This is a genomic window from Limisphaerales bacterium (assembly GCA_014382585.1).
GTDB lineage: Bacteria > Verrucomicrobiota > Verrucomicrobiia > Limisphaerales > UBA1100 > JACNJL01.
Genome location: JACNJL010000026.1, coordinates 146,799 through 173,241 on the forward strand (window position 1 = coordinate 146,799; position 26,443 = coordinate 173,241).

Sequence of the window (26,443 nt, forward strand, 5' to 3'; positions counted from 1 at the left end):
TTTTTTGTGAATCTTCAGACTTCGGTTGAGTTCGAGTAATTAGGACGCCCGGTGACGCTCAACAGTTACGAAAAATGTAACTTGGCGCGCACGAAAATCGTCCGAGGGGAACAGGAAGTATCAAATAATGAAACTCATCCCTCTCATTCTCACAGGGTTTTTTGCGGTGAATTTATGCGTCTTCACGTCTGCCGCGGCCGACAAAATTGCGTGGTTTGGCACGTGGCAGGGCGGCTTGGCTGAGGCGCAGCGCACGGGCAAACCGATCCTGCTCATCTCCGGCGCGCCGCAGTGCCAGACGGTGCCGGGTGTGTGGTGACCGGGCAAAACGAGCATGGACGGGAGTTTCCTGTCCCACAAATCAGTAGTCGCCGCCTCGCGCAAGTTTGTGTGCATTCGCTTGGCCACTTATGAAAATGCCGCGGAAAACGAAGTGCTCAAGGGCATCTTCGCCCGCGGTGGCCAGTTGCAAAACACCGTGTTCGGCATCCTGACGCCCGATGGGAAAACATCCATTGTCCGCGCCGGCCGGAGTCCGGCATGGGCGTTTGGGGGCCAAGCTGGGCCAGGCATCCACACGCAGCCCGAGGCGGTGTTGGCGAAGATGGGGGACACGATGGAGGCGATTGCCTTGGCCTATCCCGGCAAAGACAAAGCGGCCGGCACGCCGCCCGTGCCGTATCTGGCGGACCTGCGGCTGGCCTTGAATGTGGCCGCAGCGGATCGCCAGCCATTGGTGGCGCTGTATTCAGCGGATCCCAAGCAGCGCGCTGCTATGGAAACCAAGCTCGCCGCGCTGGCGTGGTCGGATGATTTCATCGGGCGGGCGCAATACGTTCGGGTGGGCCAATCGGATGAACTCAAGGCGATCGAAGGGCTGACGGTCAAGGCGGGCATCATTGTGATTCAGCCGGGGACATTTGGGCTGACGGGAAAGGTAATCCGGGAGATTGGGTTGGACCTGCCGTTGACTCGGTTGAAAGGACATTTTGCCTTGGGCCTGAACCAACATCAGCCCAATCAATTAAGCTATCAGGAACACCGCGCCGCGGGCGTCCGCGCCGGCAAACGCTGGGAAAGCAAGACGCCCAACACCGACAACTCCGGCCCGCGCAACCGCCGCCGGCGTTAAAGGGTCGGCTCCACGCTTCCGCTGCTCTGCGTGAGAGTTACTTTCCTTTCGCTTTTAACAACGCACGAATCTTGGCGGGGTCCTGTCGGCCCAACGGTAGCGGCCAACCGAGAGTGTCTTTGTTGGGCTGGAATCCGTTGCCGTCGGTGTCCACCCAAATGGGGTTGATGTAGGCGCAGGGTTTGAGACTGGCGTTGGTGCTGGTGCCGTAGCCGGTTTTGAGATCGGCGTTTTCGCCCATGGCCACGACGATGAGGTGGGCGTCTTCCTTGAGGTCCACGGTGAAGGTGGTCTCAAACACAGCGGGTGCGCTGTTGAACATCTTCGGATTTTTCTTGGCGGTGATGTTGAGGTTCGGGTCCTGCCGGCCATTGACGAGAACCTGCACGCGGTTGATGTGGACCCAGTCGGTACATTGGATTTTTACCTTCAATTTGACCTGGCCGTCCTTGACGGTGATTTCGCTTCCGGGCAGGGCGCCGTTAGCGGTTACTTCCAGAAACGGACCGGTGGTGAGCATCAGCCGGCCGGCCTTGGCGTTGCGGATGATCTCGTCCGGATCAATCTTGGCCGGCGCATCGGTGCTGCTGGGGATGTAGGTGCGCCAGCCGCCGACGCCGTTGCCGTACACGGAATGGGCGTCGGCCACGGCAATGGCCCGCGTGCGGTAGCCTTGGTTGAGCATCTGCAGCCAGATAAACTCGCGAACTTCGCGCACCCTTTCTTGCGTGCCGCGCCGGTAAAGGGTCCACGGGGCGGTGGCTAGAATGTTGTTGCCCCGGAAGTTCTGAGACTCAAAGGCGTCGATGTATTGTTCGTACCCGGCAAAACCGCCGTCGGCCTTGCCATCCAGATTGCGGTCCCAGAATTTCTCAGTGAGGTTGGGATGGTTGATGTGCACCCAGCGGTTGGGATTCCAACCGCCGTGGTTTTGCAGGACGATGGCATTGAGCCGCGGGTCGTTCTGGAACACGGGCGCGCCGCCGTCCTGCGCATAAGGCTGGGGCGCGGGCAAGGGAAAGGCGTTGTGATGCGAGCCGGCACCACCACCGGTGAGCTCGAGCCCGACGATGGTGCGGAGATGCTCGGTGAGCCCGAGTTTTTTGATGTGCGGCGTCCAGTCGTAGAGGCGATTGTGCTCGGTGGTGGGCGCAAATTCGATGTGCTCGGCGGCGAGATTGATCAGGCGGTCGTCGGTGCCACACTGGTTATCGCCGCTGGGGGTGGAGTGGTTGTGGAAATCCGTGCTCACCCAGCCGACGGTGTTGACCAACCGCTTGAGGCTACCGGTCACCGCCGCAAATTCACCGGACTTCACGGTGAGTTCGCGCACGAGATGGCTGTGCTCAATGCCGCGCGTGATGACCAATCGATACGTCCCCGGATCAAGCGGCACGTTAAACTTGCCGGTCTCCGAGTGCCATTGGTCCACGCAACCGTGTGCGCGGTTTTGCGGGCCGAGATTGGGGGTCGCTGTGCCGTTGAGACCGCTGAACTGCACCTTGCAGGGGATCGAGTTGCCGCCGGTATCGGTGATGTTCAACGCGACCCCGGAAAGGGCGCTGAGCTTCTCGTTGAGCACCGAAGCTTGATTGCCCTTCAGGGGCACCTTGCGCTCTACGGGTGTTCGGCCGCGGGCGGTGATGCGCACGCCGTATTCCCCGTCGGGCAGGTACACGACAAACTTTCCTTGGCCCAAGGGATAACCCGGCAGCGTTTCATTGCCGTGGCGGATTTCGAAAGTGGCGTCATTCACGGGTTGTCCGACCGGGTCTTTCAGTTCGCCGACCAGCAGGTTTTTAGCGGATGAGGCGTACACCAAGGCTTCACTTACCGCGGCGGCGGGTGAATTGGCCACGGCAAGGAAGCGCGTGTACGTCGCCGTCTCGCCTGGCTTGAGGGACAGGGATCCCGGATTTGGCGCGATGCCGCTGCGGCGTTGGCCGTTAACCCAGACAGCGGCGTAGCTGCCGCGATCGGCCGGGTCCACGGCATCAATCCAGCGCACGCCCTGGAACGTGCCGCGTTTGCCGGAGGGTTTCCAGTAGTCGTCCACACTTCCGCGGCGGGCTTCCTTGGAATCGTTGCGGTAGGTGGTGGTGATCGATACGCCACGGGACATGGCGTCCAGCCGGTACACATGTTTTTTGAAAAGCCCCTTGTTGCGTTCGGCGGCCACCACCACCTCAATCTCCGCCACGGCGTCGGCTCCGGATCCGCCAGCTTGGGTAATGCGGATGTGCGAGATGTCGCCGCGCTGGCTGCCGGGGGCAAAGATGGTGAGCTGGTCGTTTTGGCGTTTGTTTAGAGTGAGGTCATAAAGACACCCGGGTGTGATGCCGCCGGTGCCGTAAAAGGTACTCATGTTGGCCCGGCGCAGGGGTTGGTTGCCGGAAATGACGGCGGTGACGTGGTCATTGCGCAATATGAAATCGCCAATGATGCCGTCGGCTTCCTTGCCTTTGGGCAGTTGATCGGTATTGCCCGGGCCGACCTCGAACGCGGTCACGGCGGCTTGGGAGAGGAGGGGATTAAGGAATAGGAGAATGAGGAATTTCTTCATAGCGTTGAGGGCATTGTGGCGGGGAGCAATCTGGTGGCAAGTGAATTCATTATCTCGGGCACAACGGTGAGCGTACCCCGGACTTTTCATTTCACTGGATTTTTGCTAAAAGCCTCGCGTTCATGGCGAGGAAAACTAAATCAAACGCGTCGGCGCCTCTCGCGCCGGTGAAGTTATTGGCGGCCAATCGCAGCGAAATTGCAATCCGCATCTTTCGCGCGGCCACGGAAATGGATCTGCGCACGGTGGCCATTTACGCGCAGGAAGACCGGCTGGCGGTGCATCGGTTTAAGGCCGATGAGGCGTATATGGTGGGCGTGGGCAAGGGGCCGGTGGGCGCGTATCTCGATATTGAAGGCATCGTCGGGATGGCTTCCGAGCGCGGGGTCAATCTGGTGCATCCCGGCTACGGATTTTTGGCTGAGAATGCGGATTTTGCCGAGGCGTGCGCCAAGGCGGGAATGACGTTTGTGGGGCCGCGCCCGGAGTTGCTGCGCCAAATGGGAGACAAAACCGAAGCGCGTGCGCTGGCGAAGGCCGCCGGCGTGCCGGTGTTGCCCGGCACGGATGACGCCATCAAGACTCGCGCCAAGGCGGTGAAGGTTGCCAAGCAAATCGGGTTTCCGCTCATTATTAAAGCTGCCTTCGGCGGTGGCGGGCGCGGGATGCGGGTGGTGCATCAAGCCAAGGATTTGGAGCGGTTGCTCGATGAAGCGCGTGGCGAGGCGGATCGTGCGTTTGGGAATCCGGCGGTGTTCCTCGAAAAGTATGTGCAAAATGCCAAGCACATTGAGGTGCAAATCCTGGGCGATCAACACGGCAACGTTTTGCATTTGCACGAACGCGATTGCTCGGTGCAGCGGCGTTATCAAAAGGTGGTGGAGATCGCCCCAAGTGTGGCGCTTGACGAAACGGTGCGGAACGAACTCTGCGCGGCATCGTTGCAATTGGCCAAGCACATCCGATACGACAACGCGGGTACGATGGAATTTCTGTACGATATGGATTCCAAGGCGTGGTATTTCATTGAGATGAATCCGCGCATTCAAGTGGAGCACACGGTTACAGAAGTGGTGACAGGCATTGACCTCGTGCGCTCGCAGATTCAAGTGGCACAAGGGCACGCGTTGCACGGCGACATGATGCAGCTGCCCAAGCAGAAAAATGTGAAGTGCGTCGGTCACGCTGTGCAATGCCGCGTGACGACTGAAGATCCTGCCAACAATTTCACGCCCGATTATGGGCGCATTATCGCCTATCGCTCGGCGGCTGGTTTTGGACTTCGGCTCGATGGCGGGCAGGGCGATGCGGGCAGTGTGATCACGCCTTTTTACGATTCGTTGCTGGTGAAAATCACCGCGAGCGGGATGAGCTTTCCGCTTGCGCTGGATCGGATGAAGCGCGCGTTGAAGGAATTTCGAATTCGCGGCGTGCAGACGAATATTCCGTTTCTTGAGAACGTGATCAAAAACGAAACGTTTCGTAGCGGGCAAGCGAGCACGGCCTTGATCGATAACACGCCGGGATTGTTTGCCTTCAAGCGTCGGCGCGATCGGGCGAACCGGTTGCTCAATTACATCGGCGACGTGGCGGTGAATGGAAATCCACAGACGAAAGGCTTTGAAGTGAAGGAGCCTTTTAAAGCGATTGCGCCGCCGAAACACAATGGCGACACCGAGCCGCCTGCGGGCACGCGGCAGATTTTACTCGAACAAGGCCCTGAAAAATTCGCCGAGTGGACGCGCAAACAAAAGCGGTTGCTTGTCACCGACACCACCCTGCGCGATGCGCACCAAAGCCTCTTTGCGACCCGAATGCGCACGGCGGATATGCTGCGCATCGCCGACGCCGTCGCGCATCGCGCGGCCGGACTATTCAGCCTCGAGATGTGGGGGGGCGCGACGTTCGACACCGCAATGCGTTTTCTGCGCGAAGACCCTTGGCAACGCCTGCGCCAACTGCGCGAGGCGGTTCCTAATATCTGTTTCCAAATGCTCTTTCGCGGATCCAATGCCGTGGGCTATTCGGATTATCCCGACAACGTCGTGCGGGCGTTTGTCAAACACGCTGCTGAAAGTGGCATGGATATTTTCCGAATTTTTGATTCGCTCAATTACCTTCCCAACCTCAAGGCCGCGATGGAGGCGGTGCAGCACACGCACGCGGTGTGCGAGGGCACCATTTGTTACACCGGCAATATTCTCGACGGCCGGCGCGACAAGTATCCGCTGGAGTACTACGTGAAACTCGCGAAGGAACTCGAGAAAATGGGCGCGCACACGCTCTGTATTAAAGATATGGCGGGCTTGTGCCGTCCGTATGCCGCGCACAAGCTGGTGAAAACTTTGCGTGGTGAAGTGGGGTTGCCGATTCATTTTCACACGCACGACACCAGCGGCGTGAATGCTGCATCGGTGCTCAAGGCGTCGGAAGCCGGCGTGGATATTGTTGACCTCGCGGTTGCGTCGCTCTCCGGTTCCACCAGTCAGCCAAACCTGAACAGCGTGGTGGCCGCGCTGGATCATACGCCGCGCGAGACGGGTTTGGATCTGAGCACGTTAAATGAATTTTCCGATTACTGGGAGCAAGTGCGCAAAGTATACGCGCCGTTCGACACCGGCCCGCGCAGTGGCATTGGCGATATTTACGAGCACGAAATGCCCGGCGGCCAATACACGAATCTGCGTGAACAAGCGGAGAGCATGGGCCTCGGCGCGCGTTGGAAGGAAGTGGCGCGCACGTACGCGGAGGTGAACGATTTGTTTGGCGACATCGTGAAAGTGACGCCGTCCAGCAAAGTGGTGGGCGATATGACGATGTTTTTGGTCACGCGCGGCATCAAGCCGGCGGACGTGGTGAACCTTGAGCCGGGATCCACGCCTTTCCCGCAATCAGTGATTGATATGATGAGAGGCCGGCTTGGTAAACCCCTCGGCGGTTGGCCGCGCCAAGTGCAGCGAGTGGTGCTCGGAAAACAAAAACCGCTCAAGGGTCGCCCCGGTGCGGACTTGAAGCCGCTCAACCTCGAGCGCACGCGCAAAAAACTGGAAGGCGAAATCCATCGCAAAGCCGGCGACGATGCGTTGTTGAGTTTCCTGATGTATCCCGACGTGTTTCGGGAATACAACAAATTCCGGCGCGAGTATGGCGATGTCTCCGTGCTGCCGAGTTCCACATATTTTTATGGGCTCAATCCCGGCGAGGAAATCGCCGTGGACATTGAAGAGGGCAAGACGCTTTACATCAAGCTCATCAACATCAGCGCGCCGGACGAAGATGGATTGCGCACGCTGACCTTCGAGCTGAACGGTTACCCGCGCGAAGTGGAGATTGCCGATGCCTCGCTCAACGTGCAGGAAAAAGCCCAAGCCCAAGCCGATCCCGGCAATGATCTGCACGTGGGCGCGCCCATCCCCGGGATCATCACCGAGCTGGCCGTGGGCGTGGGCGCCAAAGTTTCGAAGGGCGACAAACTGATCACGATGGAGGCAATGAAAATGCAAACCACGGTTTACGCCGCGGCCGATGGGGTGGTGGGCGTCATCCACGTTGGCATTGGCGAATCGGTAGAGGCAAAAGATCTCGTAATGGAATTGCGCGAAGGTTAGGAGAGGTCTTCCTACTTTGGGGTGAAATTCAAATACCGCGGACGGGCGAAAGCGGGTTCAGACGGGGTTTCCAGATTTACTTCAAAAAGGCGTTCGAGATTATTGCCGGCGAGATCTTCAAGTTCCCAGCCCACTTTCAAACGGAAGCCGTTGTCCGCCCAAGGTTTGGTTGGGCGGAAACGCCAGACGGTTTCGTGGTGGGAGACTTCGATGTTGCCATCGACCCTTTGGTCTTGCGCATCGAGCACGGTGAGCATCGTGTGCAGCAGCGCCCAATCGAGCGGGTGCGGGAGGGTGATCATGAGCGGGTCGCGCGTGTTGGCTTTGGGCGGGGTGATTTCCCAGAACTCGAGATCGGGCTGTGCGCGGTCTGCTTTGGTGGTGGCAAAGGATTTTCGGAATGAATTTTTCAGGGGCACGCCGGCTTCGGATTGCCATTTTCCAGATATTTCCAGCACGTATCGCTGGTGGGGGTTCAGTGCCGGGCCGAATTCGAGGTTCAGGTTCACCCCGGTCTTTTGCCGGCCCGGATGGAGCCACAGCGTGAGGCGTTTTCCGTCAGCGCTCCAAAGCTCGGTTTCGCGGAAGGGCTCGTCGACGGGTTTGCCGGTGGTGAGGTTGATGAGTTGGAAGTGCTGAAAAATGTTCCCGCGCTGCATGGGTTCGGTGAAGTGGAGGTAAAATTTTAAATGATTGGCAGGCAGTATTCCGCCGCCGGGATACACGGCGGAAACGCGCGGCGCTGCGGCGCGGATGGCAAAGGTGTGCTCGATGGAGGTGCGTTGGCCATTGGAATCGGTGTGCACCGCTTCGTAAACTTGACCGGCAAGAAATGGAAAGCGCGGAGTGAATTGAATTTGTCCTGAAACCGTTTGGGTTTTCCCCAACAGAGGTTCCCCCCCTTTGGGTCGCACGGTGAGGGTGCCGTTGCCGATCGCCACCACCGCGTCTGCCTCGAAATGCAAAGTGGGTTTCGGCAGGCAACAGCCGGTGACCCAGAGGGCGAACAGCATCAAAAATAGTGCGGACCGGCGCATTCCCCAGTCAAGGGATCGCGCGCGGTGGCGGCAAGATTAATCCGGAGTGATCCACGGTAACGTTCTGTGCAAGGGAGCGTCTCCAATGTGAAATCACATCATCGAAGAGGGCTTGTTTCCCCCTTGTTTTAGTCGATTTAGGCGCGATATGTGAGGATAAGTAGCACCGTTTTAGGCTTGCCGATACCGCCAAATGTGGTAGTTTTTCACCGGGCCACAATATCTTGTGGCTGCCAATTTGATTGGCAAAAGGGGTAAATGGGCGCCTGGAAACGGGCGGGGTGTAGGGATGGCATATACTTCATTCAGGGACTTTTGTGTCGCCGCGCAATTAGCGGAGCCGGATCAGTTTGACCAATGGCAGTCGGATTGGCGTGCGGAGCGTGTTGGCGGCACGGAGGCGGGCACCTTGCCGGAATTTCTTTGTAAACGCAGTGGTAAGACTGAAGCTGATTTTCTCTCGCGAGTGGCTGAGGCTTACGATTGGCAGCGCGTTGAATTGGTTGACGTAAAGCCCACCGCCGAGGCGCGCCGCCGTATCTCTTCCAAGATCGCTTCGCAATATCGCGTAGTCCCAATCAGCGTGGAGGAAGGGGTGTTGTTAGTGGCGGTGTCCGACCCGTTCAACACGGATTTATTGAACGCGGTTCGTTTTGCCGCGATGGGGCCGGTGCGATTTGTGTTGTCCTCTTCAGAAGAAATCGAAAAGAGCTACGAGAAATATTACGGTGTGGGCGCAGAGACGATTGATGAATTGGCGCAGGACGAGGTGGGGGATGAGGATGATTTGGAGCTGATGTTTGGCGATGAAAAGGAAATCGCCGAAGGGGATCAGGAAGCGAGCATCATTAAATTTGTGAATCAGGTCATCTGGCAGGCTTACAAGAGCCGGGCAACAGACATCCACTTTGAACCGCACGAGGATGAGCTGCAAATCCGCCATCGCATTGATGGTATTTTGCATCAGATGCCCTTGCCGGCGGCGCTTAAAGTTTTGCAGGCGGCATTGATCTCGCGCATCAAAGTGATGAGCGGCATGAACATCGCCGAGAAACGCATGCCGCAGGACGGTCGGATCAACGTGCGCGTCAAAGGTGAGGAGATTGATATTCGTGTTTCCACCGTGCCCACGGTGTACGGCGAGAGCGTGTCGCTCCGTCTGCTCACACGTGGCAGCGTGCTCAAGGGGATGGACAGCCTCGGGATGACCGGCCGCATCGAGCAGGGTATCCGCGAAATCATCACCAAGCCGCATGGCATCATGCTGGTCACCGGGCCCACCGGCTCGGGTAAGTCCACTTCGCTTTATTCCTTCCTCAACACCATTAACTCCATCGATAAGCGCATCATGACGGTGGAGGATCCGGTGGAGTATGAAATGAAGGGCATTAACCAAGTGTCGGTTAAAAACGATATTGGGCGCTCCTTTGCGCACGTGCTGCGGCATTTTTTGCGACAGGATCCGGATGTGATAATGGTCGGTGAGATTCGTGATGGCGAGACGGCGGAGATTGCGATTCAAGCCGCCAATACTGGCCACCTCGTGTTTAGTACGCTGCACACCAACGATGCGCCCAGCGCCTATACGCGGCTCATCGATATGGGCACGGAACCCTTTCTGGTGGCCGACGCTATCGAGGCGATCATGGCTCAGCGGTTGGTGCGGACATTGTGCCCGGAATGCCGGGTTGAGCAACAGGTGGCGAAGGAATACCTGTTGAAAGTAGAATTCCCGCCCGCCCAGATTTCGCAGGCGCAGTTTTGGCATGGGGCCGGATGCGATGCGTGTGGCGGTCGGGGGTATCAGGGACGTACGGGCATCTACGAATTATTGGTGGCGAGCGAGGCGATTCAGCAACTGGTCATTGATCGCGCGGCGGCTTCACTAATCGCCGCTCAGGCGCGAGCGGAAGGGATGGTTACCCTTCGCGAATACGGCTGGGGCCAAACGTTGGCGGGCAAGACATCGATCGAAGAAGTGTTGCGCGTCACCCAGTCGCCCGATTCGGGTAACGAACCTCAGGAGAATTTTTAGTGGCCGATTCCAACGATACACCGAAGCCGAAGCCCCGGGCCAAAGCACAAGCTGCTGAAGCGTTGCCTGCTGCGTGCAATGTGGTGGATTGTTCCTCGGGTCGACAGCAGTTCTGGCGGTTTTCTAATAGTAAAAACCAGATGAAGCTGGTGGACGTTCGTGAATCCGAGTCGGCCGAGCAAATTCCGATCAAGCATTTAGATCGCAATGCCAGCCAAATGTGGAGCCCGCATTGTCAAAATGACGCGTGGTTGCCGGCGGACAAAGTGTTTTTCCGCGTCTTGCATTTGCCTCTGTGCGAGGCACGCGAATTGCCGGGCATGGTGGAGCTGCAATTGGACAAAGTTTCGCCGCTGCCGTTGGGGCGCGCGGTGTGGTCATTCGAAGTGGTCCCGATGCACCGTGCGGATCGTGAGCAGCAAACGGTGGTAGTCATGTTAGCCGAGCGCACGGTGGTGGAAGAATGCGTGGGCGAACTGGAAGCGGCCGGTTATTTTCCCGACCGACTAGAAGTGGCGGTTATGCATCAGGTGTTGGCCACGCCGCAGGGTGGCGACCGCCCCGATGGAGCCTGGATTTACCCGCGTTTCATTGAGGGGCGCGTGGTGTGCACGGTGGCTTGGTGGGATGAAGGCGTGTTGCAAAACATCACCCAAATCATCTTGTCCTCCGCCGAACATCTAAATGAATTGACCGAGCAACTCACCGCCACCACTTGGGCCGGCGAGATGGAAGGGTGGCTCACCGGCAGCACCCATTGGCATTTGGTGATCGCAGCGGAGCACGGAGAGCAATGGTTGCCCATCCTTAACGAATGGGCGGGGAAAGGGGTTCAGGTGGAGGCCCCGCCTGATGCCAGCGCATTGGCCGCTGCCTGCGCCGCACGCGCCGCTCGCCCACTTCAACAGGGAAATCTCATCCCTCCCGAACGTCGGGCGAGCTATCACCGACAGGATGTGGATCGCGTGCTCAGCAGCATTCTGACATGGATGCTGTTATTATACGTGATGCTGGTGGCGGGATATTTTGTGTTGAATGCGCAAACCGCCACGCGAAAGGAGGCGAAGTATCAGCAATTGAAAAAAATGAAGGCGATGGAGAAGGAAGTTGAGATCCTTGTGGCCAAACGCAATTTGTTGGTGATGCAGCGAAACAGCAGATTGACTGCCCTGCAAGTGCTTAAGGAGGTGGCCGAACAAATGCCCGAACAACTCTCACTCGGATTTATTAACTCAGTGGAGGTGCGGGGTGAAGGGAATAACATTACCCTCACCGGCCAGGTGGAATCCGGGGAAGGCAGGCGGGTGGATATTTATCGGAATAATCTCGCAAGCATTATGGTTACCGATCCGGTTTCAAAACAATCACGCAAATTATTCCACGAGGTCAGTACCATCAATTCGCGTGAAGGGGCCGCCGGCGCAGATGGTCCGGGGCGGTGGACGATCGTTTGCATGATCCGGCCAAACGAACAATTGAAATGATCGCAATATTAAACATGCTGAATGTGAAGGCGGAAGAACGCCGCGCGGTGAATATTTTCCTGATGTGTGCGCTGGTGGGGGGCAATCTGTTGTGGTTTTCGATGGGGCCGGAACTGTTAAGGCTTCGTGCTCAACTGAGTGAACATCAATCAGAATTACAGCGGGAAAAAATCGTTCAAGCGAATCATCAGGATTACACAAAAAAAGTGGCCGAGCTGAACCCCAATGCCAGTGTGGCCAGTGGCAGTGAACAAGCTGCCAAAGTGCTTGAAACGCTGCGCCGGGAAGCAGAGGGAAACGGGATCACGCTTACCCGAAATGACCTTGCCCGTTCGGGCACCCGCAAGGATAACCCCTTCGAGGAGCACAAACGCAGTGTTGCGTTTGAAACTAGCCTGATTAATTTTGTGAAATTCCTACAGGATGTGGCTGGCAAAGAAGATTCCATGATCCGTGTGAGTGATTACAAAATCAGCCCGACTGCGGATCGCCAACGCATTCAGGTGCAAATGTCATTTGTCGCCAGCTATCCAAAGCCCAATTTTGGTGAAAATAAATCCAAGAAAAAAAAGAAACGTTAATCCGATTCAATCCGTTTATTTTACGATCCAACTCAACCTAGCGAAAGAAAGATCAAGCGTATGAAAAAAACCATAATGACCCTCGCACTGCTGGCGGCCCTCGGCCCGGCTCGCGCTCAACAAGCCCCGCCCGCGCCACAGCCGCCGGTGGCAGAACCCATTGTGCTGCACAAGGGGCACATCATGCAGGGCATTGACCTCGAGGCGTTGCTGGAGGAATACAGCGAAATGACCGGCAAAACCGTGATCACGGGTATGAATGTGCCGAAGGTGACGTTTTCCTTCCGCACCAAAAACGACTTCACCGCTCGTGAGGCCAAGACGTTTTACGAAACGCTGATGTCCACCCGGGGAATCGCCATTGTGGTGGTAAACGACAAGGTGGTTCAAGCTATCCCAGCCTCTGAAGTGGTGAAAACTCCGCCGCCCATTACCGTGTTGCGAAAGGAAGAATTGCCCGAGGGCGAAGTGTACATCAACTATGTGCACCAGCTCAAACATGTGAAAGCTTCAGACACAGTGGATTTGCTTACCGCGTTTGCTAAATCACCTCAGGCAGTGCAGGCCATTGAGAGCACCAAAACACTTGTGCTTCGCGATTTCTCCAACAACGTGCGCCGGATGTTAGATATGTTAGAATTCATTGATGTGGAGGAAAAAAATGAACAGGAAATCGCCGTGGTAAAAATCAAGTACGCCCTCTCGGCGGATATCGCCGCGGCGATCGGTTCGTACACCACAAACCCCACGGGGTCAGCCGCTGCCAATACGCGCCCTGGCAGCACCAGCCGCACCGGTGGCAGCACCAGTCGGACGGGAGGCACCACCAGTCGAACCAACAGCAGCAGCTCTCCCGCCGGCGGCAGCAATACGGCCGGCAGTTCACAGCGGGGAGGATTGCAGCAACGCCTTTCGCAGGTGGTGCAGGGCGCGGCCTTCAGCGGCACGGGCGCGGCCATCCTTGGCGAAACATCCATCATCTCATGGGAACGCGGCAACGAAGTCATTATCGTAGGCACTCCCGCGAAAGTGGAGCAGGCCAAGAATCTCATCACCAAGCTGGATCGAGTCCAACCTCAGGTGCTCATCGAGGCAATTATTATGGATGTGGCTCTCGGCGATGATGCCACATTCGGGGTGTCGATTCGCGAGCAACAGGAAGGGATTGGCAATGATTCCGGAGCCGCGAATCAGGGTGGCTTTTCCAGCGCATTGGCTTCGGCACTCGGGCCGGCGGCGTTTGCCACCAACTCCGTTGGAGGATCCGGTGCCGGGTTCAATTACTGGGGCAAGTTTGGCCTGAACTGGGAGGTGGCACTCGAGGCGATCAACAATGATACCCGCGTGGAAATCCTTTCGCGGCCGCGCATCCAAACCACTCATGCATCATTGGCCGAGCTGTTCATCGGTGACACGCGACCGGTGGTCACCGGCTCCATTCGCGATATCAATGGCGGCACCAGTTCGCAGTATCAAATGCAAAAAATCGGGATCACGCTGGAAGTGCTGCCTTTCATTAATGACGAAGGCGTGGTGTCCATGGAAATTAACCAGCAAATTCAGGACATCGTTGGCTCACAAATCATCGACGGCAACGCCGTGCCCATCACCACCGATCGTTCGGCCAACGCCAAGGTGAATGTGCGTGATGGGGAGATGGTGGTGCTCGGCGGGTTTATCAAAACCAAGGTCACCGAAACACAAAGCAGCGTTCCCGTGTTAAGCGACGTCCCGGTTTTGGGCGCATTATTCCGGCGTACCGTGGATGTTAACGAACGTAACGAGCTGATCGTGATGATGCGGCCCACCGTGTTGGCTTCGCCCGAGGCAGCTTACACAAAAGCGCTGAGCGAGCTGGAAGGCAAACCGGGCTTGAAAGCGGCGCAGTTTAACGAACGCTTGCTGACCAATAAATGGGAGGTTTTTTTGGATGAAGATCGCAAGCGCAAGGAGAAAATTATGCGCGAGCGGCATGGCATCGACTTGAATCAACCCGATGAGAAACCGTTAGCCGAACCACGGCGGCTCAATGGTTTGGATCAATTGCGGCGTCAACAGCGCTAAGCTTAACGCCGGCCGTCGTACCACCAGTTGCACGTTTCGCGCCGGCGAAGGTTGACGCCTGCCGTGAAGGTGGAGCGGAGCATAAATCCCATCAGGCGGAATGGGGAATACATGATCATCCGGCGGTTGGAGGAAAGCAGTGGCGGATGGCAAATGATGCGCACCCGCTGCCGCCGTCGGCGGGCAAGCCGCTTGAGGCGGTGATCGAATTCAATTTCCTCGGCTGCATACAGTTTATGGCTGAAGCCTTCCAACTCGCGAAACGCTTCCGCGCGGCAGAAAATATACGAGCCGGCGGGCCAACGAAATACGCGACTGATTAAGTTCCAAATTCCCAGCCCCATGCGCGCCCACCACGGCATCGCTTTCATCCGGATCACCGCGCCACCGCCGAGGGTGTTTTCCTCTTCCATCCATTCCGCCGTGGCAGCGAAGAGCCCCTCGCAGGGTGTGGAATCCGCATCAAGAAAAATAATCCAATCCCCGCGCGCGGCATTCCCCGCCGCATTCCGCGATCGGGAGATTTGGTTTTGTGCTTCAAACACCACTCGCGCTCCGGCTGCCTCCGCGATCGCGGCGGTGCGGTCGGTCGAGTTATTATCACAAACCACCACCTCCATTTCCCAACCCCGAGCGCGAAAGGTCTCGCCGGCGGCATCCACTGCCGCCAAGGTTTCGCCCAACAGTTTCTCCTCGTTAAACGCAGGAATAGCAACGGAGATCAACACGCCGCACTATGCTCCGAACGGCGGGAAACTGAAAGTCGGGAAAATTTACGAGGGTTGATGCCCAGGCCCAAGGAAACGCGGTAACTTGGAACGCGGGCATTGGTCATTGAGACTTCCTTTTCCCTCTGATACTTTTGTTCCTCGGTTTTTAACGGCAACGCAATGGAGAGTTTTCCCAAAAAAAAGGTGGCCACCCCGCGTAAGCCGGGCCGATGGCGGCGCCGTTTGGTGTGGGGTGTGGGCATCGTGTTGCTGCTGCTCATCGTGGGTTGGTCTGTGCTGAGCAGCAACTGGTTCATGCGCGCGGTATTGCTTCCCAAACTAAACCACGCCCTTAACTCAACCGTACAATTTGAACACTCGCGTTGGTCGTTCGGTAGCCAACTTCAGTTGGAAGGCGTCACGCTCCACACCATCGGCGAGCGGCCTCTCCTCAAAGCCTCCCGCGTGCAAATCAATTATCAATGGCGCGATTTGTTCGCGGGCCGCATGGCGTTCGGGAAAATTGAATGCGACGAACCTGAACTATTTCTACACATCGACCGGAACGGCCAAGCCAACTATGCCCCCTTGCTTGAGCGCCCTCGTTCAAATCGCCCCGGGAAACCGTTCCAAATTAAACAAATGTCAATCCACGGCGCGCGGGTGGAGTATCGATGTGACCATCAAAGTGGCACCACCGAATCCGTGCAATTATCCGGCGTGACCATTACCTCCAACGAATTTGCTTCCGGCCGATCCAGCGAGCTCACCGTGAACGGTCGCGCCGGGTACTCCTTGAAACCGCTCCAGCAACCCGGCCAAGGATTGGCTGGTGAGTTTCAGGTGAAATTCACACACCAACTTGATGAACATTTGCTCCTCACGCGGCTCAAAAGCGAAGGTCATTTTCAAGTGGCTCTGGCTACCGGACAATTTGCATTTGCCACGGGGCTGAACACTGAATTGGACGCCGAAGTCACCGCAGAAACGTTGCAACGATTCGCCCTGCACTTTACGCACGCGGGCACTGCGTTGGGCAAGATCGAGGCCAGCGGTGCCTTGCAGCCCGGCACCGGCGCGGCAAATCTTACGGTGGCATTGCATGGGGTGAATCAACGGGTCCTGAATTTTCTGGGTCGGCCGGTAGGGCTGGATTTTCATTCCACGGTGCTAGACTCAACCAACCACGTTCGCGTGGCGGGATTCGGCAAAACGCTGGAAGTGCGCGGGACCCTGCAGGCGCAGCCATTCCATCTCAGCTCCAGCGAATTCACCACGCCGCCGCTGGAACGTGGCGGAGGAGAATATGCGTTCGCCATCGACACGGCCGCCCGCACCGCTCGGCTCGACACACTGGTAGTGAACGCCGCGCATGAGGGCACTCCTTTGCTCGTTGGGCATCTCGATCGCCCCATGCAATTTGACTGGAGCACCCGCGCCGCACCCTTGGGCGAATCGTTATTTTCGCTCTCTGCGCAAGATATCAATCTTGCCGATTGGCCTTCGTTGCTGGGGCAATACGCTGTGGAAGGCCACGTGGCTGCCGGTGTGAATATTCATTTTCAGGAAGCCGGCCGTCGCATTGGCTTTGCCCTTGCGGCCGAAGGTGCCGGCTTGCGGTTGCAGAAAGGCGATCCCATTCTCTTACCTGCCAGCCTGCGCGCGGATGGGACACTGCAGGATTTTCGCCAGTTAACGCTATCCAAATATTCATTGCGCCTCGGCAGCACCAACGCCCCGGCGTTTCTCGCCTCCGGCAACCATGTGCTTTGTGATTTACGCGAACGCACAGCCAGCGGGCAAACCACGGTGCGGGCCGATTTGGCGCGCGTACGTCCGTGGATATCCAAAGCGCCCAATTCACTGAGCGGAATATTTGATTTTAACGGGACCATGACCGCGGGCCTGCGCGCTCCGCAATTTCAGTCCGTTAAGGGCCAACTAAATCTGGCCAATTTCAATGTTCAGGCGGGGCAACACGGAATCACTAACCTGTTCACACGGGCCAATGTTGACCTGCGCCTCGACGGCGGTCACCGGCTCAAGGTGAATGGCCTTGGCGCGCGCGTAGCGTTGCGCGGCTTTGAAATTGCACCGCACCTCACCGCCAAAGGCGACTGGGATTTGCGCTCGGGCCATCTGAATTTTCAGGAAATAGTGTTGAAGGATTTCCGGCTCGCTCGGTTTGCTGCCCAAACCGGCATCACGCAGTTGACCAATGGCGTGCTAGCGGCCACCGTTTCGGTGAATCACATTCCCGGCCGGCACACTCAAGTGAACGGTCAAGCGACCTTCACCGACGTCCGCCAACCCGGTTGGCGCGCGCCGATGACGTTTTCCGCCAGTGGGAAATTGACGCTGGACGAAAGCCGCATAGCACGGTGGCCGGTGTCAGTGGCCGGCATGCGGGTAGAATTTCCGCGCGCCGATGTGCTCGATGGCGAACTGCAACTCACCGGCGGCTGGCATCCGCACACCGGTGCCGCCGCCTTCACCCTGGACGACGCCGAGCTGGATCATCGCTTGCTCGCACCGTGGTTGGCCGACAACGGTGGAGCGCTGACGTGGACCGGCGGCAAACTTAAATGGATTGGGAAAACCGAGGTCAACCTTGACGGTCACGGTGGTGGAACCCTGCGCGGCATCGTTCACGCCAGCGGGGTGCTCGCCGAGGCGCGGGGTTTTGATTGGCCGAAGGTGCCGATGAACGCCGAGCTTTACCTTGATTGTTCGCGTGCAATTCCTGAGGACGGCCAACCGGTCAATACGATTCGGGATGCAAACCTCAAAATAATGTTGCCCGATAAAACCGCCGCCCGTTTGCGCTTCAGTGGCCAGCATCACCCCGGCACCCATCGGTGGCGCGTGGTGTTTCAACCGCCGGCGGAAAAGGAAAAGAGCTTCATCAACCATCATTTGCTACAGCCCTTGCTCAGTAAAAAACTTGCCCCGCGCAAACTCACCCAAGGCGTGCTGCAGCTCCCGGGCCAATTGGAGATTACCAGTGGCGGCCAAGGTGAGTTTCAATTGAAAGGCGATGTAGAACTCGCCAGCGTTCGGATGGACGATCCAAGCAAGCAATGGCCCGATAAAATCCTTAGCGCCACCGCCTCACTCGACCTCGCCCGACAAACTATGCCCGGAACCGGCGAATGGCGACTCCGCTCCAGCGGCACCCGCGGGTTTATTTTCATCAACAATAAACACAGCGGCACTTTCAGCGTAAAAGGTGATTTCAATCCCTTCCGTAGTCATGGAAATCTGGAATTGGACTGCCGGGACTTGGACCAGCTTGTCCTTGCCCCCGTGTCCGATTTGCTCGGCGGCCCCGCATTCCAAACGATCCGCGTTAAAATGCTCAAAGGCTTGGTGCGCATTGATGGGGCAGGTAGCGGCCAGGTGGATGCCCTTCTTCATTTGGATCGCGTGCGGTTGACGGGGGATCCCGAGCGTGCGCCTGCCCGTGCTTTGCTGCTCAATTTCAAGGGCGGTGTGACCAATCACGTTTATCACTTCGATAATTGCGCTGCGACATTAACGGCCACCAATGCGTTTACCGGGGAATCCAGTTTGAAAGTGGCGGGCCGTTTGGATTTTTCCCGGCGCGCGAATCCTTCGGGGCATCTGAAGGTTAAGTCTAAGTCGCTCGACATCACGGCACTGGAGGGAATGTTTGAACAATTTAGCAAACCCAAGCCCGCCGCATTCCCGGTTGCGCCCATCGCACCCACTGCACCTGCGGTGACGCGCTCGGTGTTCCATAATTTCCAGTGGGATTTTGATGTGAAACAAATGCACTGGTTTGGCCTCACCGGTACGAATGTGTTGGGAAGCATCGTGCTCGATGGCGACGAAGTGCATTTGAAACCGCTGGAAATGAAACTCTTCGGGACCCCCGTGATGGCCGAAGGCTGGTTTATTCCGCAGGGAAATCGCACGCGTTATGCAATGAATATTTCCTGTGAACAGCTTCCGCTGAATCAGCTGAATGATTACTTCAAAATTAAACGCGCGCACAATTACGGATTGCTCGATGCCCGATTCCATGTGGCCGCCAATGCGTTGAGCGGGCCTGAATTTCAAAAGAGTTTTTTGCTGCGCGGCATTGATAACGGCCCGGCCCATTTTACAACCACCAAAGCGCATTGGGCTTTTTTTCGCGATGGCAAAATGCCCAAGCCCAATGTCATCCCATCCGCGGTGACCAGCATTATCCAAATTGTTCCCGGCCTGTCATTACCCATGAATCAAGTGTCAGGCGCTTTAGGAAATATCGCGTCTCTATTGGGTGACAAGGAATTGGGGGCCAGCCATTTGGATCAGGGAGAGTTGGAAATTTCTGTGAGCAAAGGGCTCATTTCACATGATTTCACAGTGGCCGGACCACTCGTACGGGCAAATATTCAGGGTGAGTTTAAGCTGGCAAATCATTGGGACAAGTCGCTCATCAACGAAACACTCACCATCGAATTCGCCCCCAATTTAGCAAACAAATATAGTCCGGCCGCGTTTGTTTTCCCGAATAACAAGTTTGTGAAAATTCCCCCCTGTCTTTCGATTTCAGGCCCGTTAAATGATATAGTTTTTAAGCCAAACGAATTGGGTTTGTCACTGATGGTGGGCAGGCAATTGACGGCCACCCCCGGCAGATTATTTCGCAAACTGCCCATTCCGTTGCTCAACAAGGAAGAGGACATGATCGTGAATCCATTGGGCCTTCTGCGGTGGCTCATTCCCGGCGGGAACGAGGATTGATTGAGTGCCCCTATTTGGTACACTCCGCGCGCATGCAACCGGTTTTTGATTACCTCCAAGCCCACCGTGGCCACTTTGAAGAGGAGCTCTGCGAATACCTTCGCTTGCCCAGTGTTTCTGCCCAGAGCAAACACGCCAAAGACGTGCGCGCCACGGCAGATTGGGTGGTGAATCACTGTCGCGCCATCGGGCTCAAGGCAAAGAAACACGCCACGGATTTTCATCCAATCGTGACAGCGACCACCCCCAAGCGGCCGGGCAAACGTCCTCACTTTTTGGTTTACGGCCATTATGATGTACAGCCGCCGGAGCCGCTACACGAATGGAACTCACCGCCCTTCGAGCCCATCATTCGCAATGGCGCGGTGTACGCACGCGGAGCCACGGATAATAAAGGACAGCATTTTGCGCATCTCAAAGCGGTGGAAGCGTTTTTGAAAACCGGCACTGAATTGCCGTGCGATCTCACGTTTGTGATCGAGGGCGAAGAGGAAGTGGGAAGCGAAAGCCTGACGACATTTCTGCGCCAAAAGAAAAAAGAATTGAAATGCGACACTGTGGTCGTTTCCGACACCGGCATGCCATCCAAAAAACATCCCGCGCTCACCTACGCCCTGCGCGGCGTGGCGGCGATGGAGGTGACCGTGCGCGGGCCGAAGGCGGATTTGCATTCAGGAATTTACGGCGGCAGCGTGCAAAATCCCGCGATGGCGCTGAGCCAAATGTTGGCGGCATTGCTCGACAACAAAGGGCGCATTGCCGTACCCGGATTTTACGACAAAGTGCAAAACCTTTCCGCCCACGAACGAAAGCAATTCAAACGGCTCCCGTACAGTGAGGCGGGCTACAAAAAACTCCTCGGGGTGAACGGTCTCTACGGCGAGGCAGGCTTCACCGCCATCGAACAACGGAGCGCGCGGCCCACGTTGGAAATCAACGGTCTCACCAGCGGCTATCAGGGCGAGGGCAGCAAGACAATTGTCCCCTCATGGGCACGCGTGAAGATTACCTGCCGTATCGTGCCCGACCAGCAGCCACGTGAAATATTGCGGCTACTGAAAAAGCAGTTGAAACGGCTTTGCCCGCCCGGCGTACGATTGGAAATCGAAGAAGGCCACGGCGCAGAGCCATATTTGGTGTCGCCCACCGGCCCGCGGGCGCAGGCGGCATTGGGTGCGTTACGCGAAGCGTTCGGACACGAACCGGTTATTTTGCGTGAAGGCGGATCCATTCCGATTATCACCGAATTTAAAAAAGTGCTGGGCGCGGATTCACTGCTGCTCGGGTTGGCGTTGCCGGACGATAATCTCCATTCGCCCAATGAAAAATTTGACCTCACCTGTTTCCATAACGGCGCGGCTATGAGCGCCCGTCTTTGGCCGGCCTTGGCCGCCGCATCATCGTGAACGAATCCAAAAAAACCTCCATCAAGGCCGAGCCCGCGGAATTATCCGCTGGGCTGCGGCGATTTTTATACTTTACCGCCACCATCACGGGCGCGGTAATTCTCATCGTGGAAATCCTTGGCGCGAAAATGCTTTCGCCTTTTCTCGGGACTTCGCATTTTGTGTGGACGGCTCAAATCGCGGTCACGTTGGTCGCGCTTTCCGCGGGTTATTTTGTGGGGGGCTGGATGGTAGACCGCTCGCCGCGTTTGAATTTTCTTTATTATTCTATTCTGGGTGCCGCGGTGTATCTCGTCGGCACGGTGTCGATGGTGCGGCCGATTTGTTTCAAACTCTTGAAGCTCCCGCTCGAGTGGGCGTCGCTATTTGCCTCGGCGTTTTTGTTTCTCGTGCCGTTGGCGTTGCTGTCAATGACCGGCCCTTTCCTCGTGCGCGTGCTCACGCAATCAGTTGAAAAAGTGGGAGGCAACATGGGCCGACTTACTGCCATTAGCACTCTCGGCAGCGTGGCGGGGGCGGTGTTGATTGGGTATGTGCTCATCCCAAATTTCCCAAACTCGGTGACGATGCTGATTACTGCGGGCGTCTTGGTTGCGTTAGTGGCGGTTTACTTTATGGTGTGGGGGCGTAGCGAGTCGGCGGTTACCGGGTTGGTGGTGGCGGGGTTGCTTGCGGCCGGCCTGGGCCACAGCGGTTTGCGCGGGGAATTTGCGGACACGATGAAATATGGCGGGCTAACCTGGGATGTGCTTTATCGCGGTAACTCGAATTATGGCGAGTTGCTGGTCATCGAATATCGTGACGGGGAGAATGTGGAGCGCCGATATCTCAACGATCAACTCATTCAAAACACGTACGATCCTAAAACGGGTCAGAGCCGCGCGCTTTTTTCCGGGGCGTTGCGGTGGTTCGCGCATGCTTACACGCCTCAGCTGGATAACGCGCTTTGCATCGGTATGGGCGTGGGCATTGTGCCAATGCAACTGGCGGCTGATGGCGTGGCGGTGGATGTCGTGGAAATTAACGGCGCGGTGATCCCGATGGCTGAGCAATATTTTGGGTTTGATTCCAGCAAGGTCAACGTGATCGTCTCCGATGGGCGACAGTTTCTCAATCAATCGGATAAGCAATACGACGCGATTATTTTGGATGCGTTCCTTGGGGATTCCACTCCCAGCCATCTCATGACGCAGGAAGCCTTCACCTCCATCCGCGAACATCTTTCGCCTACGGGTGTGCTGGTGATTAACTGTTTTGGGGAGTCCACGGATAAACGCCAGTTTTTTGCTGCTTCGCTGGACAAGACCCTGCGCTCGGTTTTTGTCGGCGAACACAGCGTCACCGTTCATGCCTCGGGACAGGGCAATGTGTTTTTTGTGGCCACGGCCGCGGGCAAGCTTGTGAAGCACCGCCCGCCCGCCGCCCCCAACGCCGAGGCTCGCGAACGGATGGCGGCGTTGGTTGAGGATAGCGCCATCCGGACGGAGTGGGTCACTTGGTGGCAAGAGGCCAATGGCACGGGACCGTTTTTTTCTGAACATTTCCAGATGCAGGAAGAGCTCGGATTGGCGTGGAAAAAAGAGCGAGTGTATGATCCCAACGTGGGGAGCATTCTGCTGGATGATTTCAATCCCGTGGAATTTTACGACGCCCACAACCGTGAAGCAAATCGGCGTGGGTTAATGGATTTCATCCAATCCACTGATGGCTGAAAGCGAAACAAAAGCCTCCGCAGTGGGGCTCCCGCTATTCGCGGTGACCATTTTCTGGGGTGCGTTTCTGCTGTTTCTCGTGCAGCCGCTGATCGGCAAATACATCCTCCCGTGGTTTGGCGGCACGCCCGGCGTATGGACGACGTGCCTGTTATTTTTCCAATGCCTGCTGCTGGGCGGCTATGCTTACGCGCATTGTCTCAACCACTTTTTCCCGCTGCGCAAACAGGTGATTATTCACGGGGTGTTGCTGGCGCTGGCGGTGATCACCTTGCCCATCACGCCCAGTGAAAGTCTCAAACCGGTGGGAGGAGAATCGCCCACACTGCAAATCCTGCTGTTGCTTGCCTTGAGCATCGGGTTGCCCTATCTCGTGCTCTCCGCCACGGGGCCGCTGGTGCAGGCGTGGTTCGCGCGCACGCACCCGGGGCGTTCGCCGTATCGTTTGTATGCGCTTTCCAATGTGGGTTCCTTACTGGCGTTGGTTGGGTATCCGTTCCTTGTGGAACCGTGGAGCTCACGGACTTCGCAAGTGAATGGCTGGTCGTGGGGCATGCTATTTTATGGTGCCGCGTGTGGTTGGCTGGCGTGGCGTTTGTATCGCGCCAAGGATGTTGGCAAAGTAGAGCTGGAGGAATCCACCGAGGAATCCCCACTTTCCAAAGCCATGCGCTGGCTACTGTGGCTGGCGCTGCCCGCCTGTGGGACGGCGCTGCTGATGGCCACCACCAACAAGCTTTGCCTTGATGTGGCCGTCGTGCCCTTCCTGTGGGTGCTGCCACTGGCGCTTTATCTGATTACCTTTATCATTTGCTTCGACAACCCTCGTTGGTACGTGCGCGAATATTTTGTGCCGTTGCTGGTGCCGCTATGGGTGGGAGTTATCTGGGCGTTAAAGGAGGGGGTGGATATGGGCATCCTCACGCAGGTAGGCCTTCTCTGTGGCGCGCTGTTTGTCAGCTGTATGGTTTGCCACGGAGAACTCTATCGACTACGGCCGGAGCCGGCGCGGTTGACGCAATATTTTCTTGGCATTTCGGGTGGCGGTGCGCTGGGAGGATTGTTTGTGGCGGTGCTGGCGCCGCTTTGGTTTGATGGCTATTGGGAATTCCATATTTCATTGTGGACGGTCGGATTGCTTTTTTTTGTGGCGTGTTGTGTGCGGCGTGAAGATTGGCGGGTGACCAAGTGGCATCTGCGACTGATCTTATTGGGGTGTTGGTTGACGGTTTGTTTGGCGCTGTTGAAGGATTCCAGCTTAAACGGAAAATGGCGCGCACTCTCGGTGATGGTGCCTTTTGTGGTGGCCTGTTTGTTAACGCGCTTGGTGTACCAGCAATGGTGGGGACCATTGCGGCGAACAGAATCGCGTGAATTATATGCGGGAATCATCGGTGCGTTTGGTGCATTAACATTAACGCTGGTGGCATTGGTAATTGCTGGAGATAGTTTGGTTAACAGTAAATTTCATTATCTCAACCAATTTCATCCCGGCATTTGGGTGGTCACCGCGTTGTTGGCGTTAAATGCATTCGTTTGGAACAGTGTGCGTACTTGGCGTGGATGGCGCATCCAATGGGGCTGGGCTGCGGGCGGTTGGGTGCCGGTGCTGGTGGCGTTGGCGGTGGGGCTGATCATCCAAGCCCGCGACGGGCGTGGCGATGCGATTTATCGTGAGCGCGGATTTTATGGGATTTTGAAAATATCAGAATTCTCACTTGGCGATGACGAGTTTCGTTTGTTGCTAAACGGCCGCATTACACATGGCTACCAATTTACCGGAACCGAGGCCAGTAAACGGGTGACAACATATTATGGCCCGCCAACAGGTGTGGGAATCGCAGTACAACATTTTCCGATTGATGCAAATTCCACCCAAGGGTTGCGCGTGGGCGTAGTGGGCCTCGGCGTGGGAACCTTGGCCGGCTATGCAGAGCAGGGCGATTATTATCGAATGTACGAGATCAACCCGCAAGTGGTGAAGTTATCCGCGTTGGAGGTGGGCACGTTTACCTATTTGCTGCAGGCAAAAGATCGCGGGGCTGAGGTCGAGGTGGTGCTGGGCGATGCGCGGTTGTCGATGGAGGCAGAGTTGCGCGCGGGCAAGCCTCAGGGATTTCACGTGCTGGCGCTGGACGCATTTAGCAGTGATTCCATTCCGGTGCATTTATTGACGCGGGAAGCGGTGGCGATTTACCTGAAACACCTTGATCCAAAAGGGGTGTTGGCCGTTCACATTTCAAATCGGTATCTGGATTTGGAACCTGTGGTGCGGCGCTTGGCTCGGGAATTCGGGCTTACAATGATGGTGGTAAATAACCTTGATGGCGGCATAGATGAAGAATGGGTTTATGGGTCCGCTTGGGTGCTCTTGGGTCGTGACCCGGAATTTTTTGAAACCGCCGCACTGTTTGGCTATCCGTTTGCGGATCTTACAGAGGACGAAGATTCGCCGCTGTGGTCTGATGATTATGCGAGCATTTTCCGGATCATGTATAAACCCGATTGGTGGTATCGTTGGGGCGATCGCTGGAAACGGTTAACGGGGCAAGCGCAATGACCTCGGGCGAACAACCGACGTGGCTCTCTTTATTTCCGGACCACGATTTTGAGTTTCGCTTTGGCGCACGCCCGGGCAATGCAGCGAGCTTTTTCGCTGATACATTGGACCACTCCACCCTCATGGACGGGCGCCAAAACGCCTTGGAGGAAGCCACGACACAATGTGTATTTGAGGAATCATCCGCGGCCGAAGCTGTTGCCGAATGCCTCGCTTGGGCTGGATTGGACGGGGGAGGGTGCCGCGAACTGGCGCTGCATTGGGAGCCGGATTTTCTGATTTTATTGCCGGACGAAAAGGGGCGGTTCACTTTTCGAGCGGGGGCGGTCTGTTTCCCGTCATCTTGGCGGCCGGAAGAAAAAATCGGGCTGCCGGTACACGCCATCCATTCGCCGGTGCCCACGCTCAACGAATCCCTCGGCGCGCGCCTCGATAAATTCCTTGCTCATCTCGAACCGGGCAAGGCATGGGAGCGCTCCAATTGGGGGCTGAGCCGCTCGCCGGAACTCAACCAACATCCCACCCGAGACACCCCGCGCCTCACGCCGCCATTTACTGATGCCGAGGTGTGGATTCGGATTGAAGATCAAGTGCTTTTCAGGCTGCCGCAAACACAAGCGTTGCTCTTTGGCATTCGTTTGGTGAATGTGTTACTGGCAGAACTCAAAAAATTCCCCGAAGCTCAAGCCGGTTTGTACCGCGCCATCGCCACGATGCCAGAAGATGTTGCCGATTACAAAAACGTCACCGATGGACGCGAGCAGTTGCTTGAGCTACTCCGTTCGTAATCATAAAT

15 protein-coding genes are annotated in these 26,443 nt (G+C 56.8%); 12 read left to right on the plus strand and 3 right to left on the minus strand.

What is annotated here, in order from left to right:
* The first annotated feature begins 127 nt into the window (after positions 1-127).
* Together H8E27_04100 and H8E27_04105 are read left to right on the plus strand one after the other, a co-directional pair.
* Positions 128-319 (plus strand): hypothetical protein, encoded by a 192-nt coding sequence (locus H8E27_04100; GenBank protein MBC8324788.1) that lies wholly within the window; start codon positions 128-130, stop codon positions 317-319.
* Between the two features lie 15 nt (positions 320-334).
* The gene (locus tag H8E27_04105) at positions 335-1,132 is read left to right on the plus strand and encodes a hypothetical protein (protein ID MBC8324789.1); all 798 of its coding nucleotides are present in this window, start codon (positions 335-337) and stop codon (positions 1,130-1,132) included.
* A 37-nt stretch (positions 1,133-1,169) separates the two neighbouring features.
* On the opposite strand, the gene H8E27_04110 is transcribed toward H8E27_04105, so the two are convergent.
* Entirely contained in the window at positions 1,170-3,695 is a 2,526-nt protein-coding gene (locus H8E27_04110; GenBank protein ID MBC8324790.1) for a CehA/McbA family metallohydrolase, read from the minus strand.
* Positions 3,696-3,817: 122 nt separating this feature from the next.
* Here H8E27_04110 and H8E27_04115 point away from each other — a divergent pair, with 122 nt between their 5' ends.
* The gene (locus H8E27_04115) at positions 3,818-7,303 is read left to right on the plus strand and encodes a pyruvate carboxylase (protein ID MBC8324791.1); all 3,486 of its coding nucleotides are present in this window, start codon (positions 3,818-3,820) and stop codon (positions 7,301-7,303) included.
* 11 nt (positions 7,304-7,314) lie between these two features.
* On the opposite strand, the gene H8E27_04120 is transcribed toward H8E27_04115, so the two are convergent.
* Positions 7,315-8,316: a hypothetical protein gene (locus H8E27_04120; protein ID MBC8324792.1), complete on the minus strand. Its 1,002-nt coding sequence runs from the start codon at positions 8,314-8,316 to the stop codon at positions 7,315-7,317.
* 313 nt (positions 8,317-8,629) lie between these two features.
* On the opposite strand from H8E27_04120, the gene H8E27_04125 reads away from it, so the two are divergent.
* From H8E27_04125 to H8E27_04140, 4 genes are read left to right on the plus strand one after another with little or no spacing between them, the layout of a single operon-like run.
* The gene (locus tag H8E27_04125) at positions 8,630-10,375 is read left to right on the plus strand and encodes a type II/IV secretion system protein (GenBank protein ID MBC8324793.1); all 1,746 of its coding nucleotides are present in this window, start codon (positions 8,630-8,632) and stop codon (positions 10,373-10,375) included.
* Positions 10,375-11,859, plus strand: coding sequence for a hypothetical protein (locus tag H8E27_04130; protein MBC8324794.1), 1,485 nt, complete (start codon positions 10,375-10,377; stop codon positions 11,857-11,859). Before H8E27_04125 ends, H8E27_04130 begins: the two co-directional genes overlap by 1 nt.
* The gene (locus H8E27_04135; GenBank protein MBC8324795.1) at positions 11,856-12,440 is read left to right on the plus strand and encodes a hypothetical protein; all 585 of its coding nucleotides are present in this window, start codon (positions 11,856-11,858) and stop codon (positions 12,438-12,440) included. Before H8E27_04130 ends, H8E27_04135 begins: the two co-directional genes overlap by 4 nt.
* Positions 12,441-12,500: 60 nt before the next feature.
* Positions 12,501-14,504, plus strand: coding sequence for a hypothetical protein (locus H8E27_04140; GenBank protein ID MBC8324796.1), 2,004 nt, complete (start codon positions 12,501-12,503; stop codon positions 14,502-14,504).
* A 2-nt stretch (positions 14,505-14,506) separates the two neighbouring features.
* Here the strand turns inward: H8E27_04140 and H8E27_04145 are convergent, their stop codons facing one another.
* Positions 14,507-15,232 (minus strand): glycosyltransferase, encoded by a 726-nt coding sequence (locus H8E27_04145; GenBank protein MBC8324797.1) that lies wholly within the window; start codon positions 15,230-15,232, stop codon positions 14,507-14,509.
* Positions 15,233-15,394: 162 nt separating this feature from the next.
* On the opposite strand from H8E27_04145, the gene H8E27_04150 reads away from it, so the two are divergent.
* From H8E27_04150 to H8E27_04170, 5 genes are read left to right on the plus strand one after another with little or no spacing between them, the layout of a single operon-like run.
* Positions 15,395-19,969, plus strand: a complete 4,575-nt coding sequence (locus H8E27_04150) for a hypothetical protein (GenBank protein MBC8324798.1) — start codon at positions 15,395-15,397, stop codon at positions 19,967-19,969.
* Positions 19,970-20,001: 32 nt separating this feature from the next.
* On the plus strand, positions 20,002-21,375 hold the full coding sequence (locus H8E27_04155; protein ID MBC8324799.1) for a dipeptidase: 1,374 nt from the start codon (positions 20,002-20,004) through the stop codon (positions 21,373-21,375).
* Complete coding sequence (locus H8E27_04160; protein MBC8324800.1) at positions 21,372-23,087, plus strand: fused MFS/spermidine synthase; 1,716 nt, start codon at positions 21,372-21,374, stop codon at positions 23,085-23,087. Before H8E27_04155 ends, H8E27_04160 begins: the two co-directional genes overlap by 4 nt.
* Positions 23,080-25,647 (plus strand): hypothetical protein, encoded by a 2,568-nt coding sequence (locus tag H8E27_04165; protein ID MBC8324801.1) that lies wholly within the window; start codon positions 23,080-23,082, stop codon positions 25,645-25,647. The genes H8E27_04160 and H8E27_04165 overlap by 8 nt, the downstream gene beginning before the upstream one ends.
* On the plus strand, positions 25,644-26,435 hold the full coding sequence (locus tag H8E27_04170; protein ID MBC8324802.1) for a DUF3445 domain-containing protein: 792 nt from the start codon (positions 25,644-25,646) through the stop codon (positions 26,433-26,435). The genes H8E27_04165 and H8E27_04170 overlap by 4 nt, the downstream gene beginning before the upstream one ends.
* Positions 26,436-26,443 lie beyond the last annotated feature (8 nt).

What these genes read in the sequence shown, in the direction of transcription:
- H8E27_04100 (MBC8324788.1), top strand. Translation starts at nt 128, where the DNA reads ATGAAACTCATCCCTCTCATTCTCACAGGGTTTTTTGCGGTGAATTTA.
- H8E27_04105 (MBC8324789.1), top strand. Translation starts at nt 335, where the DNA reads ATGGACGGGAGTTTCCTGTCCCACAAATCAGTAGTCGCCGCCTCGCGC.
- H8E27_04110 (MBC8324790.1), bottom strand. Translation starts at nt 3,695, where the DNA reads ATGAAGAAATTCCTCATTCTCCTATTCCTTAATCCCCTCCTCTCCCAA.
- H8E27_04115 (MBC8324791.1), top strand. Translation starts at nt 3,818, where the DNA reads ATGGCGAGGAAAACTAAATCAAACGCGTCGGCGCCTCTCGCGCCGGTG.
- H8E27_04120 (MBC8324792.1), bottom strand. Translation starts at nt 8,316, where the DNA reads ATGCTGTTCGCCCTCTGGGTCACCGGCTGTTGCCTGCCGAAACCCACT.
- H8E27_04125 (MBC8324793.1), top strand. Translation starts at nt 8,630, where the DNA reads ATGGCATATACTTCATTCAGGGACTTTTGTGTCGCCGCGCAATTAGCG.
- H8E27_04135 (MBC8324795.1), top strand. Translation starts at nt 11,856, where the DNA reads ATGATCGCAATATTAAACATGCTGAATGTGAAGGCGGAAGAACGCCGC.
- H8E27_04140 (MBC8324796.1), top strand. Translation starts at nt 12,501, where the DNA reads ATGAAAAAAACCATAATGACCCTCGCACTGCTGGCGGCCCTCGGCCCG.
- H8E27_04150 (MBC8324798.1), top strand. Translation starts at nt 15,395, where the DNA reads ATGGAGAGTTTTCCCAAAAAAAAGGTGGCCACCCCGCGTAAGCCGGGC.
- H8E27_04155 (MBC8324799.1), top strand. Translation starts at nt 20,002, where the DNA reads ATGCAACCGGTTTTTGATTACCTCCAAGCCCACCGTGGCCACTTTGAA.
- H8E27_04165 (MBC8324801.1), top strand. Translation starts at nt 23,080, where the DNA reads ATGGCTGAAAGCGAAACAAAAGCCTCCGCAGTGGGGCTCCCGCTATTC.
- H8E27_04170 (MBC8324802.1), top strand. Translation starts at nt 25,644, where the DNA reads ATGACCTCGGGCGAACAACCGACGTGGCTCTCTTTATTTCCGGACCAC.